The following is a 16,051-nucleotide window of genomic DNA, read 5'->3' on the forward strand; positions in this document are numbered from 1 at the left end:
GGGGGGTTTGGGGGACCGCCCCCCGTCCCCCGGAGGGGGAGGGAGGTCCCGCGAATCTAGGGGTTCCGTCGCAGAAATCCGGAAGCGGCCTGGGGCGGGCGGTTTCCGCGGGCACCGGGCCGCTTTCGTTTGTTCGAGCGCTCAGTCCGCCAAGTGTAGGCGGCGGTGGAGGGCGTAGACGCGGTCGGTCAGTTCCGGGAAGGGGCCGGAGACCGGGATGCCCGGGGCCACCTCCTGGATGGCGAGGGGGCGGATGGGGCCCGCGGGAACGCCGAACTCGTTGAGCCACTCCGTGAGCTGGGCGGTGGAGGCGGCGTAGACGATGCGGCCCAGGCCGACCCAGGCGTGCGCGGCCGAGCACATGGCGCAGTGTTCGCCTGAGGTGTAGACCGTGGCCGTCGCCCGGTCCTCGGGGGTGAGGTGCTCGGCGGCCCAGCGGGCCAGCTCGAATTCGGGGTGGCGGGTGGCATCGCCGCCGGAGACCCGGTTGCGGTCCTCGGCGAGCACGGTGCCGTCCGCGCCGACCAGCAATGATCCGAACGGCTCGTCGCCCGCGTCCAGGGCTTCGGCGGCCAGCTCCACGCAGCGTTCGAGATACTGCAGATCGGTATCGGCGGACATGCGGCTCCGTTCTTCGGTTTACGTGCGGTGGTAGGCGGTCTGGGCCGCTTCGATCTTCGCGATATTGGATTCGAGGATTTCGATGAGGCCGACGAGCTGGTCGGCCACCTGCGCGCCGAGGTCGGTGAGGGTGTACTCGACGACCGGCGGGATGGATTGCTGGACTTCGCGATTGACCATGCCGTCGCGTTCCAGGGTCTGCAGGGTCTGGGAGAGCATGCGCTCGGAGATGCCGTCCACGCGGCGGCGCAGCGCCGAGAACCGGTAGGGGCTCTCGCGCAGGGCGGCCAGGGCGAGCACGCCCCAGCGACTGGCGACGTCTTGCAGGACCGGGCGCGAGGAGCAGTTGCGGGCGAAGACGTCGGCTTCCAGGGTGGGGTCGTCCGGGTAGGACCGGTCGGGAGGCCGGGCGTTCATGAGATCGAGGTTACCTGTGTTTCGGGTAGCGGTTCAGGAATAGCATGTGCTTACTATTAGTTAGTACATGTCAGCAGTGCAGTTCATTCCCTGAAACCTGGAGGTAGTCATGACCGTCGCAGTCACCGGAGCAAGCGGACAGCTGGGTCGCCTGGTCGTCGAGGCGCTGTTGAAGGACGGATCGCAGCCGGTGGTGGCGGTGGTCCGCGATCCCGCCAAGGTGGCCGATCTGGCCGCGCGGGGTGTCGAGGTGCGGGTGGCGAGCTATGACGATCCGGAAGCGCTCGAGCGCGCCTTCCAGGGCGTCGACCGCGTGCTGCTGGTCTCCGGCAACGAGTTCACCAAGCGCGTCGCCCAGCACACCAACGTGCTGCGCGCGGCCGAGCGGGCGGGCGTGAAACTGCTGGCCTACACCAGCATTCCGCAGGCCGGCCGCAATCCGCTGATCCTGGCCCAGGAGCACATCGGCACCGAGGCCGCGCTGGCCGGAGCGAGCATCCCGACCGTGCTGCTGCGCAACGGCTGGTACTGGGAGAACTACACCGGCGGCCTGGCACACGCCATCGAGACGGGCGTGCTCTACGGCGCGGCGGGCGAGGGCAAGGTATCCGGTGCGGCCCGCGCCGATTACGCCGAGGCCGCCGCCCGCGTCCTCACCACCGACGGTCACGAGGGCAAGGTCTACGAGCTCGGCGGCGACGAGACGCTCTCGTATGCCGAACTGGCGCAGGTGATCTCGGAGGTGGCCGGCAAGCCGGTCCGCTACCAGGACCTGCCGCAGGCCGACTACGCCGCGGCGCTGCAGGGCGCGGGTCTGGACGCCGCCTACGCCGCCGCCCTGGCCGATGCCGACGCCGGTATCGCCGACGGCATCCTGGCCGTCGACTCCGGTGATCTGCAGCGGCTGCTGGGCCGTCCGTCGACCCCGGTCGCCGAGGTCTTCCGTGCCGCGCTGAGCTGACAGAGAGCCGCGCTGAGCTGACAGAGAGCCGCGCTGAGCTGATAGAGATACGTACCGGGCTGATCGAGTTCGGGGACCGGCAGGCTCAGTACCAGTTGTGGGCCTGCCAGAAGGCCCAGGCGGCGTTGGGGCTGCCGTAGCGCTCGACCATGTAGCGGTAGGCCCAGCGCAGCTGGGTGAGCGGGTTGAACATCCAGTCCGGGCCCTCGCTGAACATCTTGTGTGCGGGGAGGGCCTGGGCCAGCCCGTAGGCGCCGGAGGTCGGGTTGATGGCGAAGACCTGCCAGTCGCTCTCGTGCGTGATGATCTGATTGAACGACCCCCACTGGTCCCCGGGCACGATGAAACGTGACAGTGTCTGCAAGGCCGGTTTGGAGAACCGCTGGGCCGCGCCGACCAGCTGCAGCAGGGACGCCGGGTCCACCGGCAGGGCGGCCGGGAGCGCGGATTGAGCGATGGGGTCGGCGATTTCGGTGCGCGCGTCGGCGGTGCCGACGGCGACGGTGAGCGGGGCGAGGGCCGCCACGAGCAGTCCGAGGACGGTGGCTCGGAGCGGACGCTTGTCGAGAATGGGCAACGCCTGGTCCTTCCGTGCGGTTCACGAAAAAACAGACCCATCTGGCTTCAGCTAGAAAACGACCGTACGCCCTGCCGTTTCCCGGGAGGGGTGAGCGACACGCGGTGAAATGCCTGATCGCAGTGGATTGCCGGTCAGCGCGCCCGGCCGAGCAGCAACTCCCGCTCGATCTCATTGCCGGTCAGATCGGCCGCGCGCCGAAAAGCGGCCCGCGCCTCCGCATCCCGGCCCAGCCGCGCCAGCAGATCCCCGCGGACCGCGTGCAGCAGGTGATAGTCGTCGAGCGCCCCGGTCGCGGCAATGGCGTCGATCAACTCCAGGCCCGCGCCGGGTCCGTGCACCATGGCCACCGCGACCGCCCGGTTCAACTCCACGATCGGCGACGGAAACCGTTGCGCCAGTAGGGCGTACAGTCCGGCGATGCGCCGCCAGTCGGTCTCGGCGGCGGTCGGGGCCACGGCGTGCACGGAGGCGATGGCGGCCTGGAGCGCGTAGCGCCCGGGTGGAAGGTCCCGCATCCGATTCAGCGTGTGCGCGCGGCCCAGCGCGGACAGGCCGCGTTCGATCGAGAGCCGATTCCACCGGGACCGGTCCTGATCCGGCAGCAGCACCAGCGCGTTGTCCGCGTCACTGCGGGCGGTGGTGCGGGAAGCCTGCAGTTCGAGCAGGGCCGCCAGCCCGTACGCCTCCGGCTCCTCGGGCAGCAGCCCGGTCAGGATGCGCGCCAGACGCAGTGCGTCCTCGCACAATTCGGCCCGGACCCAGCGCTCGCCGGAGGTGGCGGTATAGCCCTCGTTGAAGATCAGGTAGATGACCTCGAGCACGGAGTCCAGGCGCGCGGCCAGCTGGGCGCCCGCGGGCACCTCGTAGGGAATCTGTTTGGCCGCGATGGTGCGCTTGGCGCGCACGATGCGTTGCGCCACGGTCGATTCCGGGACCAGATGGGCCCGCGCGATCTCGGCCGTGGTCAGGCCGCCCACCATGCGCAGGGTGAGCGCCGCCCGCGCCGGGGGCGAGAGCACCGGATGGCAGGCGGTGAAGATCATGCGCAGCAGGTCGTCTACGATGGCCGGTTCCGGTTCGCCGGGCGGCTGCTCGGCCGTGAGCGTCTCACGGCCGAGCAGCTCCAGCTTCCGCGCGAAGTTCACGTCGCGCCGAATGCGGTCCACCGCGCGGTGTTTCGCCGTCAGCATGAGCCAGCCGCCCGGATTCGGCGGGACGCCGTCGCGAGGCCACTGTTCCAGCGCCGCCACATGGGCGTCCTGCGCGAGCTCCTCGGCAGTCGCGATATCGCCGACCAGGCGGGTCAGGCCCGCCACCAGGCGCGGCCATTCGATGCGCCAGGCCGCCTCCACGGCCCGGCGCGCCCGCTCCTGCTGCGGATTCAGTTCTGGCCGTCCAGCTGTCGTATCTCGATCTCGATGTCCCAGTCCGGCCCGTGCACCCGCAGGAACCGGGACGCCCACTCGGCCGCCTCCTCCTGCGAACGGGTCTGCAGCACCAGGTATCCGCCGATGATCTCCTTGGATTCGGTGTACGGCCCGTCCATGACCGTCTGCACGCCGCCGGTCTGCCGGATCCGGGTGCCCTCCTCGACCGGGCGCAGGCCCGCGGTGTCGAGCAGCACGCCCGCCTTGGTCATCTCCTCGATGATCTCGTTGACCTTGGCGATCAGGTCGTCGCCGGGCCCTTCCCCGGGTATCTGGGCGGGGTCCAGGCGAATCAGTGCCAGGTATCGCATTGCTCAATCCTCTCGCTGGGCGACTGCATAGCGGACATAGAGGGCACCACCGTCGAACGACTTCGATTCCAGCAGGTTCAGATTCAGTTCGGTCTTGTCCCGGAACATAGGGGTGCCGGAGCCGATTGTCACCGGATGGATGACGATGCGGTACTCGTCGATGAGCCCGGCGTCGGCGAACCAGTGCACCAGCGTCGGGCTGCCGTAGATGACCAGCGCGCCGCCGTTCTCCGCCTTCAGTTCCGCGATGCGCGCCGCCCCGTCACCGTCGATGATCCGGGTGTTCCGCCAGCCGGCCGACTCGAGCGTGGTCGAGAAGACGATCTTGTCGATGTTCGTGACCCATTCGGCGTGTTCGAGATCGTGTGCCGTGGCCTCCGGGTTGTCCGGAACGCTCGACCAGTGATCGCGCATGCCCTCGAAGGTCTTGCGGCCGTAGATCGTGGTACCGATATCGGCCCGGATGTGCTCGTCGTGGAAGGCGGCGAGGTCCGGGCTGTAGGCGCCGAATGTCCATTCCAGTCCCAGCTCGGTGTGTGAGGCCGCGAAGCCGTCGAGGGTCATGTGCTCGAAAGCCACCACTTTTCGCATCGGATTCCTCTCGTCGAAGTGCCGGGCCGCCGTTCGACCCTCGACTACTCCTCGAACGGGCCCGGCCGGAATCGACACGTTCGACGGAGGAATCTTTCAGCGGTTTTCGGTCAGACCCACTGGACCAGTTGGATGACGATCCCATTCGGGTCGAGGGCCTGGAAGTAGCGCTCGCCCCACGGCTCGGTCTCGATGGGGGTCACGATCGGCACGCCTTCGCGTTGGACGCGGGCGTATTCGGCGTCGATGTCGTCGACGACGAACACCACCAGCAGGCCCTGGCCCGCGCTGCCCGCGATGCGCTCCGGCTTGAAGCTGCCGAGACCGGTGCGCAGATAGATGACGTCGAATCCGGCGTCGGGCCGGGTCACGTTGACGAAGCCGTCGGCCGACATCTTCTCGGTGAAACCGAAGTGGTCGATGAGGAACGTCGCCGAGGCGATCGGGTCGGGCACGTTCAGGGAGATCGCGGATGCGGTGATGGTCATGGGGCCTCCTCGGGTGGTGCCGATCAACTCTGTACTAAGTACGCTGTACTTTGTACGGACATTCCCGACGGCATGCCAAGTGGCGACTGTCACATCGATACGATCGGCGACGGAGGTGACACGAATGGCCGGACGAAGCGGGGAACGCAGCAGCGCGGGCGACCCGGTGCGCACGCTGGAACTACTGTGGCGCGAGCCCGGCTCCGGGGGTTCGGCGCGCGGGCCCAAACAGCGCACCACCCTCGACGCCGTCATCGCGGCCGCGCTGGAGATCGCCGACGGTGCGGGGCTGGGCGCGCTCACCATGCGGTCGGTGGCGGCCAAGCTGGGCATCACGCCCATGGCCACCTACACCTACGTGCCGGGCAAGGCCGAACTGCTCGACCTCATGCTCGACACCGTCTATCAGCGCATGCCGCGTCACGATCTCACCGGAATGCCCTGGCGGGAACGGGTTTCCACGATCGCCGCCGAGAATCGCGCCCTGCTGGCCGAGCATCCGTGGGTGGCCCATCTGCCGACCACGCGGCCGCCGCTGGGTCCCGGCGTGGCCGCGAAATACGACCACGAGCTGCGCGCCTTCGACGGGCTCGGCCTCGGCGACCTGGAGATGGACGCCGCCCTCACCTATGTGCTGGGCTTCGTGACCTCGACCGCGCAGCTGGCCATCGACAGCGCCCGGGCCGCGACCGAGAGCGGACACTCCGATCGCGAGTGGTGGGAGCGGGCGGCCCCGCTGCTGGCGCGGGTCTTCGACGCCGGCCGCTATCCCCTGGCGGCCCGGATCGGCGCGGTCGCGGGGCAGGCCCACGACAGCGCCTACGGTGCGGACCACGCCTACGAGTTCGGGCTGGCCCGTGTCCTGGACGGATTGGCCGCGCTCATCGAAAACCGCAGGCCCTGAGCGCGGCCGGTCGGTTCGGACGACCTGCGCAAGAGAGACCGATCGGGACGATGGTCTCAATTTCGCCGCGCGGACCGGGCGATCGCGGGCAGAATTCCCCCCATGCCGCGATCAACCCCGGCAATCGTCGCCGCCGAAACCTTCAGTCGGGTAGCGCAGCCGGTGCTCCCGATGGGAGACGGGCTGGTGCTGCGGCCGTGGCTGCGCCGGGACGGACCCGAGGTGTACGTGGCCTTCCAAGATCCGGCCATTCGGCGCTGGCACGTGCGCACTGCGGACACCGTGGAGGAGGCCGGGGAGTGGGTGGACTCCTGGGCGCGCTCGTGGAGCGGTGGCACCGCGGCCAATTGGGCTGTCGCCGATGGTCGCAGCGGCCGGCTGATGGGCCGGGCCTCGCTGCATCACATGGAACTCGGGCACGGCGAGGCCGAGCTGGCGTACTGGGTGGTCCCGGCGGCGCGCGGCCGCGGCATCGCCCCGCGCGCGGTGGAGGCGCTGGTCGGCTGGGCCTTCGAGGTGGCCGGATTCCACCGCCTGGAATTACGGCATTCCGTGCATAACGCCCAATCCTGCCGGGTGGCACACAAATCCGGCTTCGTGCTCGAGGGCATCAATCGCAGTGCGGGCCTGCACGACGACGGCTGGCACGACATGCACCTGCACGCCCGCATCCAGCCCGCCCGCCCCGCCGAACCCGCCTACGCGCATCGCATCCCGCACACTGAGACCGTTCCCGAAGCCGCCACCCAGCCGGTCTACCGCCTGCGCCGCTGACGCACGGCCGGATCGCGCGGCTAGTGGTCGGTTTGGATGCGGAGGGCGGTGATGGTGCTGGCCAGGCCCTCGTATTGGTTGGTGAGCAGGACGATTTCGATGAGGCGGCGCTCGTCGTAGTGGTCGGCGAGGGATTGCCAGGTGGCGTCGTCGAGGTCTCGGGTGGTGACCAGCTGGTCCACGGCGGTGAGCAGCGCGCGCTCCTTGGCGGACCACCCGGCGGCGGCCGGGCCTTCGCGGAGACGGTCCAGGATTTCGGCGGTGACGCCCGCGCGGCGGCCCAGCCGGATGTGATGGTCGGTCTCGTACTCGCATTGGCGCAGGTGCGCGACGCGCAGGATGACCAGTTCGGACTCGTACCGGCGCAGTTTGCCGCCCGGCATGAGGCGGCCGGAGAAGTGCAGCCATCCCCGGAACAGGCCGCCGGTCCGGCCCAGCGTGCTGAACAGATGCGCGTCCTCCGTGCCCGCGGCACGGGAAAGCGCCTGCCAGACAACCCAGTTCACCGGACCGAGCTCCCGCAGGCGACCAGGAGCGATGCGTGGCTTCGTCGACACCATCCCCCCAGTCAACACCCTGTCTGAGCCACTCGCCAGACCGACGGCCCGGCGCGGCGCGGATCGGGTCACTCGCGGACCGCCTGAGCGAGTTTGGTGAGCTCCAGTGCGCGGCGGGCGCGGGTGAGGACGTGGGCTCGGGAGCTGGTGAGGTGGGCCAGCAGGGTGCGCAGGGCGGTGTCCAGATCTCCGGCGAGCAGGTGTTCGGCGATGGCGATGTGGTCCTCGGCCATGGCGGCGATCCGCCCGGGAGTGGGCATGTCCAGGGCCCGCACCGGCCGCACCCGCGCGTGCACCGTCGAGAGCGCCTCGGCCAGTGCGGAATTGCCGGCGGCCAGCAGGAGCGTGGTGTGGAACCGCTCGTCGGCGGCGATGAGCTCGGCCCCGGGCTCCGGCGGGTCCTCGCGTATGTGCCGCCAGAGCTCGAGCTCTCGCTCGACCGCACCCAGATCGTGCGGCGTGACCGCAGGCCGAGCCGCCAGGGCCGGCGGTTCCGGCTGCACGGCGGCGGCCAGCGGTTCCGGGAGTGCCGCCGCGGTGGCCTGCAAGCGTTGGATTCCTCTGGCTTCCAGGACTATTCGGAGTTCGTACAGGTCCCCGAGTTCGTCGACCCGGGGGCGGTACGGGTAGAGGCCGTCGGTGTGGCGTTCCAGCAGGCCGTCGGCGAGGAGCCGGGCCAGCGCCTCGCGGACCGGGGTGCGGGAGACACCGTAGGTCTCGGCGAGGCGTTCCTCGCCGAGTCGTTCGGTGGGTACCAGCATCCCGGCCGCGAGATCGCGCTGCAGGGATCGATAGACCCGCTCGGACAACGGAATACGCCCCCTGCGCGCGTTCACGGAGTGTCCGATCAGATCGCCATGGCCTGGCGTACCGCGGATTCCGCGCGCGCCCCGCCCGCCCCGGAGGAGGTGACGCGGCCCGAGCGCAGGACGTAGAACTGCTGCGCGGCCTGCAGCGCGAAGCCGATGTGCTGTTCGACCAGCAGCACGCTGAGTCCGCCCCGGCCGGTGAGTTCGATGATGGTGCGTTCGATCTCGGCGACCACCGAGGGCTGGATGCCCTCGGTCGGCTCGTCGAGGATCAGCAGCGCCGGTTCGGTGATGAGGGCGCGGGCGATGGCCAGCTGCTGGCGCTGGCCGCCGGAGAGCAGTCCGGCCTTGCGGGACAACAGCTCCCGCAGCGCAGGGAACAGGTCCAGCGCTTCGTCGACGAGTGCCTTGCCACGTTTGCGGCCGTCGGCCACCACCTGGAGGTTCTCCATTGTGGACAGCTGTGGAAAACTCTGCTGCCCCTGTGGAACATAGGCGAGGCCGCGCTTGACCCGCCGCGACGGCGACATCCTGGTGATGTCCTCGCCGCCGAAGCGGATCCGCCCCGACTTGGCGGGCAGCAGCCCGACCGCCGCACGCAGCAGTGAGGTCTTACCGGCCCCGTTGTGGCCCATGATGGCCGCCACGCCATTGTCCGGAACCGTCAGGGACACACCGTGAATCACCTCGGTCCGGCCGTAGCCGGTGTGTAGGTCAACGAGTTCCAGCATCGGCGGCCTCCTTCGCCTCGTCCGATTCCTGCTCCACGCCCATGGATTCATCAGCGCTGGTCTCAGCGGGCGGTAGCTCACCGGCCGCGGCGGTGCCGAGGTAGACCTCCTGCACCTTCGGATCGGCCTGCACCTGCTCCACGGTGCCCTCGCTGAGGACGCGGCCGCCCGCGAGCACCGTCACCGAGCTGGCGAACGCGCGCATGAAATCCATATCGTGCTCGACGACGATGACCACCCGTTCACCGCCGATGCGGCGCAGCAGGTTTCCGGTCTCCTCGCGTTCCTCGGCGCTCATGCCCGCCACCGGTTCGTCCAGCAGCAGCACCGAGGCGTTCTGCACCAGCAGCATGCCGATCTCCAGCCACTGTTTCTGACCGTGCGCGAGTACCCCGGCAGGTTTGTCGCGCAGCTCGGCGAGTCCGGTGGTCTCGAGCGCCTCCTCGATGGCGGGCAGCACCGACTTGCGCCGGCGCAGCAGGGTGAGCGCGGAACGTCCCGCGCCCGCCGCGATATCGAGGTTCTGCAGCACGGTGAGCTGTTCGAACACGCTCGCCGTCTGGAAGGTGCGGCCCACTCCGAGCCGGGCGATCTGATGCACCTTGCGGCCGATCAGCTCGGCGCCGGTCTTCTGCGCCGAGCCGGTCGCGGGCACCAGGCCGGTGATGGCGTCGATGAGGGTGGTCTTGCCCGCGCCATTGGGTCCGATGAGGAAGCGCAGGTCGCCCTGCAGGACGGTCAGATCCACGTCGGAGACGGCCTTGAAGCCGTCGAAACTCACGGACAGGCCGCGGATTTCGAGGTATTCGCTGTCCATTCCGGCATTGCCGCCGATTCTCGGTTCGGGTGCGGTCATCGTGCTTCCACCTTCTGCTCGGCCTCGGACTCGGCCTCCGGCTCGGCCTCGACCGCCGCCTCGCTCTCGGGCGCGGCGGCCGGTTCCGGTGCGGCGTCGGGGGCCGTCGCAGGCCGCAGCCGCTCCAGCAACTGCTTGGCCATGGGCCCGAATCCGGCCAGTCCGGCCGGAATGAACCCGACCACCACGATGAACAGCGCACCCTGGAAGTAGGTCCACGCCGACGGGAAGTGCTCGGAGAACGTGGTCTGCGCCCAGGCCACGCCGATCGCGCCCAGCACCGGCCCGAGCAGGGTGGTGCGGCCGCCGATGGCGACGCCGATCAGGAACGCGATGGACGGGACCACACCGATGTCGGCGGGGGAGATGATGCCGACGATCGGGGTGAACAGGGCGCCCGCGATGCCCGCGAAGAACGCGGCCACCACATAGGCGACGATCTTGATATTGGCCGGGTCGTAGCCGAGGAACCGGACCCGTTCCTCCTGATCACGCACGGCGACGAGCAGTTCCCCGTACCGGCTGCGCATGAGCTGGCGTGCGACGGCCACCACGATCAGGAGCGTGCCCGCCGCGATGAAGAACAGCATCCGCCGGTTCACCGGATCATCCAGGCGGAAGCCGAAGAACGAGCGGAAGTCGCTCAATCCGGTGAAGCCGCCGATGGTCTGCTGCCCGGTGAGCAGGATCGCCAGCGCAGCGGCCAGCGCCTGGCTCAGGATGGCGAAGTACGCGCCTTTGACCCGGCGCTTGAACACCCCGAAGCCGAGCACCGCGGCGATGGCGGCGGGCAGCACCGCGATCGCCAGGAGCGCCACCGGCGCGGACTCGAAAGGCCGCCAGTACGTGGGCAATTGGTCCACACCCGCGATGGTCATGAACTCCGGCACATCCTCGTGCGCCTTGGCGGCGTCGGCCATCTGCATGTGCATGGCCATGATGTACGCGCCGATGCCGAAGAACACGCCCTGGCCCAGGGTGAGCATGCCGCCCCGCCCCCAGGCCAGGCCGATGCCGACGGCCACGATGGCGAAGCAGAGGAACTTGGCCAGCAGGCTCAACCGGAAATCGCTGAGCACGGCCGGCGCCAAGCCGAACAGGACGATGGCGGCAATGACGAAGCCGCCCAGGGCTTTCAGGGAAGAGTTGGCACTCAGCCGCTGGATGGTGGTCATGCCAGACTCCTCGTCCGGACGGTGAACAGACCCTGTGGGCGTACCTGCAGGAAGATCACGACCACGATGAAGACGATCACCTTGGCGACCGTCGCGGTGGTCGAGTATTCGACGAACGAATTCAGCAGGCCCATGGCGAAGGCCGCGATCACGGTGCCCTTGATCTGCCCGAGGCCGCCGATGACGACCACCAGGAAGGCGTCCACCAGATACGACTGCCCGATGGTGGGGCTGGTGGAACCGATCAGGGTCAGGGCCACACCGGCCACCGCCGCCAGCCCGGAACCGATGAAGAAGGTGCTCACATCGGTGAGACGCGAAGAGACGCCCGAGGTTTCGGCCAGGCTGCGGTTCTGCACCACGGCCCGGATGCGGCGGCCGAGCGGCGTCGTCTTGAGCGCGGTGGCCAGCGCGATCACCGCCACCACGGCCAGCACCATGATGAAGATGCGGGTCTTGGGCACCACGGTGCCCGCGATGGTGAGGCCGCCGGTCAGCCAGTCCGGCGCGACCACGTTCTTGGCGGGCGCGCCGAAGATGTCCCGCACCGCCTGCTGCAGGACCAAGCCGACACCGAAGGTGACCAGCAGGGTGTCCAGGGGGCGGTCGTACATCCAGCGGATGAGCCCCATCTCCAGCGCCGCGCCCAGCAGGCCACCGACCAGGAAGCCGACGAACAGCGACACGATCAGCGCCACGCCCGTCGCCGAGATCAGTTGTTCCACAACGTAGGTCGTGTAACACCCGGCCATGATGAATTCACCGTGCGCCATATTGATGACGCCCATCTGACCGAAGGTCAGCGACAGACCCAGCGCGGCGAGCAGCAGGATCGAGCCCAGACTCAGCCCCGTGAAGAGCTGTCCGACAGCCACATCCATGATCAGTACCTCTCGAGCTCTATTGGTGGCGAACGCCGTACGGCTGGTGCGATGTCGCGGTGAGAGTCGCGCGGACACCGCACCAGCCGCCCCTCATCGGCGGCCGCCGAATTACTTCAGGCCCTTGGCCCAGTCGTAGTTCTTCAGGTACGGGTCCGGCTGGATCGGCTTGCCGGAATCCCAGACGGTGTAGATGAGCCCGTCGGGGTGGATCTCGCCGATGCGCGCGGTCTTGGTGATGTGGTGGTTGGAGCCGTCGATGGTGACGGTGCCCTCCGGCGCGTCGTAGCTGACGCCGTCGGCGGCCTTCTGAATGTCGGCCACCGCGAACGACTTCGCCTTCTCCACCGTCGCCTTCCACAGGTAGACCGAGGTGTAGGCGGCCTCCATCGGGTCGGAGGTGGGCTTGTTCGCGCCGTAGGCAGCCTTGTACGCGGCGACGAACGCCTTGTTCTGCGGGGTGTCGACGGTCTGGTAGTAGTTCCAGGCGGTCAGCTGGCCCGCGACGTTCTGCACGCCGACGCCGCCGACCTCTTCCTCGGCAATGGACACCGAGACCACCGGCATGTCAGCGGCTTTCAGGCCCGCGTTGGCGTACTCGCGGAAGAAGGCCACATTGGAGTCGCCGTTGAGGGTGTTGAACACCGCGCCCGCCTTGGCATTGCGGACCTTGTTGACGATGGTGGAGAAATCCGTGGAGCCCAGCGGGGCGTAGTCCTCGCCCTTGATCTCGATGCCATTGGCCTTGGCGTACGCCTTGATCTCGCGATTGGCGGTCTGCGGGAAGACGTAGTCGGAGCCCACCAGGTAGAGGGAGGTGATGCCCTTCTGCTTCAGGTAGTCCAGCGCCGGGATGATCTGCTGATTGGTGGTGGCGCCGGTGTAGAAGATGTTCTTCGAATCCTCCAGGCCCTCGTACTGAACCGGGTAGTACAGCAGCGAATTCAGCGATTCGAACTTGGGCTTCATGGCCTTGCGCGACGCCGAGGTCCAGCCGCCGAACACCGCGGCCACACAGTCGGAGCTGATCAGCTTCTCGGCCTTCTCCGCGAAGGTCTTGGGATCCGAGGCGCCGTCCTCGAGCACCACGTCGAGCTTCTTGCCCAGGACGCCGCCCGCGGCATTGATCTGGTCCACCGCCAGCTTGGTGGCATTGGCGACGGTGACCTCGCTGATGGCCATGGTGCCGGTCAGCGAGTGCAGTGAACCGATCTTGATGGTGTCCTTCGACGTGTCCACGCAGGACTTGGCATTGGAGCCCGACGCGGTGTCGCTGTCGCGTGAACCACAGCCGGCGACCAGGACGGCGGACAGCGCCAGCGCGGTCGGAATGGTGATCGCCTTCATCAGGCGGGCGGCCCTGTCCCGGCGGGGAGAGTCGTGCATGGGCGGATCCTTCACTTCACGGTGTTCGGCGGCACCACGTGCGCCGCTTGCGAATACCGCCGCGTATACAGCGGCTGTATTCGTGGAACGAAAGGTAAACGGGAAGTGTTGCGCCGGAATGACTCTCGATGAATGTCCGATTTCCTACATTGCCGCGGCGTGAATTTCTGCTCACCGCATCGTGGTTCGTTCGATGTGCAGGAAACGTTATTGCAGGTCAAGGGATATGAAACGGCCCGAGCCGGGACCAAAGAAGGTGGACACCGGCTTGTTCTCGACGGTGAGATCGGGTCAGTAGCAGTACTGGTCGTGGGTGTAGTAGTCGGTGTGGCAGTCCTGCTGCCACGTCCAGCCGTCCTGCCGGTCGTCGTTGGTGGTGCCGGCACCCGCCGCGCTACCGGTGCCACCACCGATCAACGCACCGATCATGGCCGCGAACGGCAGGGCGATGACGCCGAGCCCCCCGGTGGCCACCGCGATGATGACGCCGACGACGACGCCACCGAGCGCACCACCCAACGCGCCCACGGCACTACCGGTTTCGGTCGCGCGCTGCTTGGGCGAGGTCGGCACCCACCGCCCGACATCCGCCGCACCCGGCTGCGCGACCTCGCCGGCCTCCGGATGCGCAACCAGCTTGGTCCCGTTGTCCTCGATGCTCGGATGCATCGAAACCACCAGATCCGTACCCGCGGTGGTCATCGCCAGCGGCATCCGCGACACGACCACCCCGGAGCCATCCAACACGTCCACCGACGCATCGGTGAGCCGGAAAGTGCCACCGGTCAGCGTCGTCGTAACCGTCTGGTCCGCATCCGACCGAACAATGGAGTAACCCAGATCGTTCTGCCCCTGAGCGGGGTGCTGAATCGACTGCACCGCAGCCGGATCCGGCGTCGGCGCGGCGTAGGACGTACCCCCTGTGATCGCCAGCGCAGCAATGGTGAGACCAGCTGTGGCGATAGCCTTCTCGATTTTCACACGATCATGTTCGTCTGCGATTCAACGCGTGTTTCCCGTCCGGATAGGTCATCCAATCGGTCATCAAATGATGTCCAGCGGTCATCGAATGATGCACGGAGCCAATCCCGACGCCTCGCCGGACGAACTGAAAGTGCGGATCCAGAACTTCATCGACGATGGCCAGTCGAAGGACGCGGTCACTGAATGACGTAGGGGGAGATGGAGCTTCGGTGTTCGCTGATGTCGAGTGATTTGCCGAGGGGTGGGAAGGCGCGTTGGGGGCAGTTGGAGCGTTCGCAGACGCGGCAACCGGCGCCGATGGGGGTGGCTTTCGGCTCGTTCAGGTCCAGGCCGTCGGCGTAGACGGTGCGGCCGGCGTGGCGGAGTTCGCAGCCCAGTCCGATGGCGAAGGTTTTGCTGGGTTCGCCGTAGCGGGTGGCGCGGCGTTCGACGGTGCGGGCGATCCAGAGGTATTTGCGGCCGTCGGGCATCTGGGCGATCTGGGTCATGATCTTCGCGGGGTAGGCGAAGGTCTCGTAGACGTTCCAGAGCGGGCAGGTGCCGCCGCTGGAGGAGAAGTGGAAACCGGTGGCGGACTGGCGTTTCGACATATTGCCGGCGCGGTCCACGCGGACGAAGGAGAAGGGGACGCCGCGGAGTTTGGGGCGCTGCAGCGTGGACAGGCGGTGGCAGATGGTCTCGTAGCTCTGGGTGAAGAACGCCGACAGGCGTTCGACGTCGTAGCGGAAGTCCTCGGCCACCTCGTGGAAATGGGTGTAGGGGAGGACCGTGGCAGCGGCGAAATAGTTGGCGAGGCCCAGTTTTGCCAGCACGACCGAATCGTGGCCGCTGAAATTGCCCTCCGCCACCAGCTTTTCGATGAGCTCGCCGCATTCCAGATAGGCCAGCTCGGCGGCCAGCTTGAACACCCGCTGCCCGCCCGAGAGATGCGGCGCGATTTCCAGGCGGCGCTGCTCGGGATCGAAACGGTGCAGCACGCCGTCGCCCAGATCGATACGCTCCACGATCTGCACGCCGTGCGCATCGCTGAGGCGGCGCGGGATCTCGCGCTTGAGATCGCCGCCGTGGAATCGCATGCGATGGGTGAGTTCCTCGGCGGCGGTATCCAATTCGTGAATGTAGTTCTGCCGCTGATAGAAGTAGTCGCGCACTTCCTCGTGCGGTTTGGAGATGGCGGCCGAACCGCTGCCGTCGGCGAAACGGTCCTCGGTGGCGGCGGCCAGCTGCGCGGTCGTATTCCGGTAGCGGCGATGCATGTTCACCATGGCCCGCGCCAGACCCGGGTGCGCGGACACCATTTCGGCGATCTCCTGGGCGTCGGCCTCCACCCCGAGCTCCTGGTCCATCACGACCTCCTGGAGTTCGGCGATGAGCCGGGTGTCGTCCTGGGAGGAGAAGAAGCCGGCGTCGACGCCGAAGACTTCACTGATGCGCAGCAGGACCGGTACGGTGAGCGGACGCACGTCGTGTTCGATCTGATTCAGATAGCTCGCGGAGATCTCGAGCTTCTTGGCCAGCGAGACCTGACTCAAACCGCGCTCGGTACGCAGCTGTCGCAGCCGCGCACCGACGTAAGTCTTGGCCATGCGCCCAAGTTT

19 protein-coding genes are annotated in these 16,051 nt (G+C 67.9%); 3 read left to right on the top strand and 16 right to left on the bottom strand.

Annotated elements, in window-relative coordinates; translation table 11 throughout:
* Window positions 1-141 precede the first annotated feature (141 nt).
* Both ACFXN1_RS39330 and ACFXN1_RS39335 read right to left on the bottom strand, forming a co-directional pair.
* Window positions 142-621, bottom strand: a complete 480-nt coding sequence (locus tag ACFXN1_RS39330) for a nucleoside deaminase (RefSeq protein WP_354847149.1) — start codon at window positions 619-621, stop codon at window positions 142-144.
* An 18-nt stretch (window positions 622-639) separates the two neighbouring features.
* Entirely contained in the window at window positions 640-1,038 is a 399-nt protein-coding gene (locus ACFXN1_RS39335; protein WP_379404210.1) for a winged helix-turn-helix transcriptional regulator, read from the bottom strand.
* A 109-nt stretch (window positions 1,039-1,147) separates the two neighbouring features.
* Here ACFXN1_RS39335 and ACFXN1_RS39340 point away from each other — a divergent pair, with 109 nt between their 5' ends.
* Window positions 1,148-1,999 carry an SDR family oxidoreductase gene (locus ACFXN1_RS39340; protein ID WP_379443662.1) on the top strand — a complete coding sequence of 284 codons (852 nt, stop codon included), beginning with the start codon at window positions 1,148-1,150 and terminating at the stop codon, window positions 1,997-1,999.
* 85 nt (window positions 2,000-2,084) lie between these two features.
* On the opposite strand, the gene ACFXN1_RS39345 is transcribed toward ACFXN1_RS39340, so the two are convergent.
* The 5 genes from ACFXN1_RS39345 to ACFXN1_RS39365 form a co-directional block, all read right to left on the bottom strand.
* Window positions 2,085-2,576: a transglycosylase SLT domain-containing protein gene (locus ACFXN1_RS39345; RefSeq protein WP_379404208.1), complete on the bottom strand. Its 492-nt coding sequence runs from the start codon at window positions 2,574-2,576 to the stop codon at window positions 2,085-2,087.
* A 134-nt stretch (window positions 2,577-2,710) separates the two neighbouring features.
* Window positions 2,711-3,964, bottom strand: a complete 1,254-nt coding sequence (locus ACFXN1_RS39350) for an RNA polymerase sigma factor (protein ID WP_379463851.1) — start codon at window positions 3,962-3,964, stop codon at window positions 2,711-2,713.
* Window positions 3,961-4,317, bottom strand: a complete 357-nt coding sequence (locus ACFXN1_RS39355; RefSeq protein ID WP_379443668.1) for a YciI family protein — start codon at window positions 4,315-4,317, stop codon at window positions 3,961-3,963. Before ACFXN1_RS39355 ends, ACFXN1_RS39350 begins: the two co-directional genes overlap by 4 nt.
* A gap of 3 nt (window positions 4,318-4,320) precedes the next feature.
* Window positions 4,321-4,908: a dihydrofolate reductase family protein gene (locus ACFXN1_RS39360; RefSeq protein ID WP_379404206.1), complete on the bottom strand. Its 588-nt coding sequence runs from the start codon at window positions 4,906-4,908 to the stop codon at window positions 4,321-4,323.
* A gap of 110 nt (window positions 4,909-5,018) precedes the next feature.
* Window positions 5,019-5,396 carry a VOC family protein gene (locus ACFXN1_RS39365; RefSeq protein WP_379443669.1) on the bottom strand — a complete coding sequence of 126 codons (378 nt, stop codon included), beginning with the start codon at window positions 5,394-5,396 and terminating at the stop codon, window positions 5,019-5,021.
* 124 nt (window positions 5,397-5,520) lie between these two features.
* Between ACFXN1_RS39365 and ACFXN1_RS39370 the strand changes: the two genes are divergently transcribed.
* Together ACFXN1_RS39370 and ACFXN1_RS39375 are read left to right on the top strand one after the other, a co-directional pair.
* On the top strand, window positions 5,521-6,300 hold the full coding sequence (locus ACFXN1_RS39370) for a TetR/AcrR family transcriptional regulator (RefSeq protein WP_379431395.1): 780 nt from the start codon (window positions 5,521-5,523) through the stop codon (window positions 6,298-6,300).
* Window positions 6,301-6,402: 102 nt separating this feature from the next.
* On the top strand, window positions 6,403-7,074 hold the full coding sequence (locus ACFXN1_RS39375; RefSeq protein ID WP_379443671.1) for a GNAT family N-acetyltransferase: 672 nt from the start codon (window positions 6,403-6,405) through the stop codon (window positions 7,072-7,074).
* A 20-nt stretch (window positions 7,075-7,094) separates the two neighbouring features.
* Here ACFXN1_RS39375 and ACFXN1_RS39380 read toward each other — a convergent pair whose 3' ends face one another.
* The 9 genes from ACFXN1_RS39380 to ramB all read right to left on the bottom strand — a co-directional run bounded on the left by ACFXN1_RS39380 (window position 7,095) and on the right by ramB (window position 16,039).
* Entirely contained in the window at window positions 7,095-7,634 is a 540-nt protein-coding gene (locus tag ACFXN1_RS39380) for a carboxymuconolactone decarboxylase family protein (RefSeq protein ID WP_379404202.1), read from the bottom strand.
* Between the two features lie 65 nt (window positions 7,635-7,699).
* Window positions 7,700-8,467: a GntR family transcriptional regulator gene (locus tag ACFXN1_RS39385; protein WP_379404201.1), complete on the bottom strand. Its 768-nt coding sequence runs from the start codon at window positions 8,465-8,467 to the stop codon at window positions 7,700-7,702.
* Between the two features lie 11 nt (window positions 8,468-8,478).
* Window positions 8,479-9,171: an urea ABC transporter ATP-binding subunit UrtE gene (gene urtE / locus ACFXN1_RS39390; protein ID WP_379443673.1), complete on the bottom strand. Its 693-nt coding sequence runs from the start codon at window positions 9,169-9,171 to the stop codon at window positions 8,479-8,481.
* Window positions 9,155-10,027 (bottom strand): urea ABC transporter ATP-binding protein UrtD, encoded by an 873-nt coding sequence (gene urtD / locus ACFXN1_RS39395; protein ID WP_379443675.1) that lies wholly within the window; start codon window positions 10,025-10,027, stop codon window positions 9,155-9,157. Before urtD ends, urtE begins: the two co-directional genes overlap by 17 nt.
* Complete coding sequence (urtC, locus tag ACFXN1_RS39400; RefSeq protein WP_379443676.1) at window positions 10,024-11,202, bottom strand: urea ABC transporter permease subunit UrtC; 1,179 nt, start codon at window positions 11,200-11,202, stop codon at window positions 10,024-10,026. The genes urtD and urtC overlap by 4 nt, the downstream gene beginning before the upstream one ends.
* Window positions 11,199-12,083 (bottom strand): urea ABC transporter permease subunit UrtB, encoded by an 885-nt coding sequence (gene urtB, locus ACFXN1_RS39405; RefSeq protein ID WP_379404172.1) that lies wholly within the window; start codon window positions 12,081-12,083, stop codon window positions 11,199-11,201. The genes urtC and urtB overlap by 4 nt, the downstream gene beginning before the upstream one ends.
* A 111-nt stretch (window positions 12,084-12,194) precedes the next feature.
* A complete protein-coding gene (gene urtA / locus ACFXN1_RS39410; protein WP_379389263.1) occupies window positions 12,195-13,430 on the bottom strand; it encodes an urea ABC transporter substrate-binding protein in 1,236 nt (411 codons plus the stop codon).
* A gap of 330 nt (window positions 13,431-13,760) precedes the next feature.
* Complete coding sequence (locus tag ACFXN1_RS39415) at window positions 13,761-14,450, bottom strand: hypothetical protein (protein ID WP_379443678.1); 690 nt, start codon at window positions 14,448-14,450, stop codon at window positions 13,761-13,763.
* Window positions 14,451-14,629: 179 nt separating this feature from the next.
* The gene (gene ramB / locus ACFXN1_RS39420; protein WP_379443680.1) at window positions 14,630-16,039 is read right to left on the bottom strand and encodes an acetate metabolism transcriptional regulator RamB; all 1,410 of its coding nucleotides are present in this window, start codon (window positions 16,037-16,039) and stop codon (window positions 14,630-14,632) included.
* Window positions 16,040-16,051: the final 12 nt, after the last annotated feature.

It is taken from the genome of Nocardia sp. NPDC059154 (assembly GCF_042755705.1).
GTDB lineage: Bacteria > Actinomycetota > Actinomycetes > Mycobacteriales > Mycobacteriaceae > Nocardia.

What these genes read in the sequence shown, in the direction of transcription:
- ACFXN1_RS39330 (WP_354847149.1), bottom strand. Translation starts at nt 621, where the DNA reads ATGTCCGCCGATACCGATCTGCAGTATCTCGAACGCTGCGTGGAGCTG.
- ACFXN1_RS39335 (WP_379404210.1), bottom strand. Translation starts at nt 1,038, where the DNA reads ATGAACGCCCGGCCTCCCGACCGGTCCTACCCGGACGACCCCACCCTG.
- ACFXN1_RS39340 (WP_379443662.1), top strand. Translation starts at nt 1,148, where the DNA reads ATGACCGTCGCAGTCACCGGAGCAAGCGGACAGCTGGGTCGCCTGGTC.
- ACFXN1_RS39355 (WP_379443668.1), bottom strand. Translation starts at nt 4,317, where the DNA reads ATGCGATACCTGGCACTGATTCGCCTGGACCCCGCCCAGATACCCGGG.
- ACFXN1_RS39360 (WP_379404206.1), bottom strand. Translation starts at nt 4,908, where the DNA reads ATGCGAAAAGTGGTGGCTTTCGAGCACATGACCCTCGACGGCTTCGCG.
- ACFXN1_RS39365 (WP_379443669.1), bottom strand. Translation starts at nt 5,396, where the DNA reads ATGACCATCACCGCATCCGCGATCTCCCTGAACGTGCCCGACCCGATC.
- ACFXN1_RS39370 (WP_379431395.1), top strand. Translation starts at nt 5,521, where the DNA reads ATGGCCGGACGAAGCGGGGAACGCAGCAGCGCGGGCGACCCGGTGCGC.
- ACFXN1_RS39375 (WP_379443671.1), top strand. Translation starts at nt 6,403, where the DNA reads ATGCCGCGATCAACCCCGGCAATCGTCGCCGCCGAAACCTTCAGTCGG.
- ACFXN1_RS39380 (WP_379404202.1), bottom strand. Translation starts at nt 7,634, where the DNA reads ATGGTGTCGACGAAGCCACGCATCGCTCCTGGTCGCCTGCGGGAGCTC.
- urtE (WP_379443673.1), bottom strand. Translation starts at nt 9,171, where the DNA reads ATGCTGGAACTCGTTGACCTACACACCGGCTACGGCCGGACCGAGGTG.
- urtD (WP_379443675.1), bottom strand. Translation starts at nt 10,027, where the DNA reads ATGACCGCACCCGAACCGAGAATCGGCGGCAATGCCGGAATGGACAGC.
- urtC (WP_379443676.1), bottom strand. Translation starts at nt 11,202, where the DNA reads ATGACCACCATCCAGCGGCTGAGTGCCAACTCTTCCCTGAAAGCCCTG.
- urtB (WP_379404172.1), bottom strand. Translation starts at nt 12,083, where the DNA reads ATGGATGTGGCTGTCGGACAGCTCTTCACGGGGCTGAGTCTGGGCTCG.
- urtA (WP_379389263.1), bottom strand. Translation starts at nt 13,430, where the DNA reads ATGAAGGCGATCACCATTCCGACCGCGCTGGCGCTGTCCGCCGTCCTG.
- ramB (WP_379443680.1), bottom strand. Translation starts at nt 16,039, where the DNA reads ATGGCCAAGACTTACGTCGGTGCGCGGCTGCGACAGCTGCGTACCGAG.